Genomic DNA, 1,833 nt, shown 5'->3' on the forward strand with positions numbered 1-1,833 from the left:
TGCGGTAGATGGCAAAGGTGCGTCCGTCATGGTCGAAGCGCATGACGTCTTCCTCGTCGATGTCGTCGGCCGCGCAGGCCTCTACCCAGTCGCTCATCGTCTCTCTCCCTGAGAATTTTTTGGTCGGGGCAACGGCAAAACCGCCGCCCTCACGTTGCATTGGGAAGCATCATTCCGCCGTTACGGCCGTTGCCTGATCGAAGTCGTCGCGATAGGGCCGGGCCGTCGGCGGCAGCTCACGCTTGACGAAATAGTCCTCGTTGCGGAGCTGGCGCAGGAAGGCAGGCACCATTTCGCGGTAGCCGGCCATGATCGACTGACATGGTGCCGGCAGGTCGTGCTTGATCATCTCATGCAGCTTGGGCAGCGCATGGTAGGGCACCATGGGGAACATATGGTGTTCGACGTGATAGTTCATGTTCCAGTAGATGAAGCGGCTGACCGGGTTCATCAGCACTGTGCGGCTGTTGAGCCTGTGGTCGATGACATTGTCGGCGAGGCCRCCATGCTGCAGCAGGCCGGTGAGCAGATGGTGCCAGGCGCCGTACAGACGCGGCAGGCCAATCAGCATCAGCGGCAGCCACGAGCCGGAATAGACCGCCAGAGCGATTGTCGCGACATAGATCGCCACCCAGATGCGGGCGATGCGGATTGCCTTGTGCTGTTCCTGCTCGGGAATGAAAGTCTTTTCAGCAGGGCTCAGCACGCCCGCCGCGTTGCGGATCATGTCGACCAGCGCGTGCCAGACGTCGATGATGCCGAAGAAGTTGAGCACGACGCGCAAAAGGTCCGGCGGGCGCATCACGGCGATCTCGGGATCGCGGCCGACGATGACAGTGTCGGTGTGATGACGGGTGTGACTCCAGCGCCAGGTCACCGGATTGCGCATGATCATGAAGCAGGCGATCTGATAGACCACGTCGTTCATCCACTGCGTCTTGAAGGCGGTGCCGTGGCCGCATTCATGCCAGCGCGAGTCGGTGGCCGAGCCGTAGAGCACGCCGTAGCAAAGGAAGAAGGGAACGCACCACCAGCTGCCCCAAAGGGCGGCCCCGGCAGCGCCGAAGGCAATGAGCAGGCCGAGCCACATCGCCGTGTCGCGGATGGCCGGTCCGTCGGAGCGCTGCATCAGCTCCTTCATTTGCTTGCGGGGAATGTCGGTGTGGTACCACTCGGCGGCGGCGAGGCCGCTTTCCACGGCACGCCTGGAGTCCTGGCCGACGAGGCTGTAGTCGCGCGCCGAAGGCGTCACGGTCATGGCTCTCTCCCTGAAACTCGGAAACGGCTCGGCGATGTCAGCCGGAGGTCGTTTACGGGGAGAAACATAATCCACTCATGCAATTCTCTCAATCGGAGGATGATAGTTTCTATCATTTTCTATCAGAATGGGTTATGGTTGCCTGACAAGCGCGTCTACGAGCGGGAAAGCACCCATGAGCAAGCGGCCCACCATTTCTGATCTCGCCCGGGTTTCGGGTGTCAGCGTCGCGACGGTCGACCGTGTGCTCAACGGCCGCCTGCCCGTGCGCGAGGAAACGGCGCGGCGCGTCTATGAGGCGGCGACCGGCATCGGCTATCACGCCGCCGGGCTGATCGCGCAGCGCATGCGCAAGGAGCTGCCGGAGTATCGGCTCGGCTTCCTGTTGTTGCGCCCCAGGGATGTGTTCTACCGCAGCTTCGCAAGCGAGCTGGAAAAGGCGATCGCGCAGGCCGAGCGCTTTCGAGGGGGGGCCGCCATCGATTTCGCGCAGTCGCTGGCACCTGAAGAAATCGTCGAACGGTTGCACCGGCTGGCGGCCAATTGCGACGCCGTCGCATTGGTCAGTCCGGATC

The 1,833-nt window shown here is 62.4% G+C and carries 2 protein-coding genes and 1 pseudogene; 1 reads left to right on the forward strand and 2 read right to left on the reverse strand.

The annotated features are described in order from the left end of the window. Positions 1-97: pseudogene (locus tag AC1DUU_RS31015) on the reverse strand (Rieske family ferredoxin); the annotation flags it as partial. Between the two features lie 72 nt (positions 98-169). Beyond that, a complete protein-coding gene (locus AC1DUU_RS31020) occupies positions 170-1,258 on the reverse strand; it encodes a fatty acid desaturase family protein (RefSeq protein WP_476787144.1) in 1,089 nt (362 codons plus the stop codon). 175 nt (positions 1,259-1,433) lie between these two features. On the opposite strand from AC1DUU_RS31020, the gene AC1DUU_RS31025 reads away from it, so the two are divergent. Further along, the coding region (locus AC1DUU_RS31025; RefSeq protein WP_476787145.1) for a LacI family DNA-binding transcriptional regulator at positions 1,434-1,833 on the forward strand (400 nt) is incomplete at its 3' end.

The organism is Aminobacter sp. P4_H6_2, assembly GCF_056400805.1.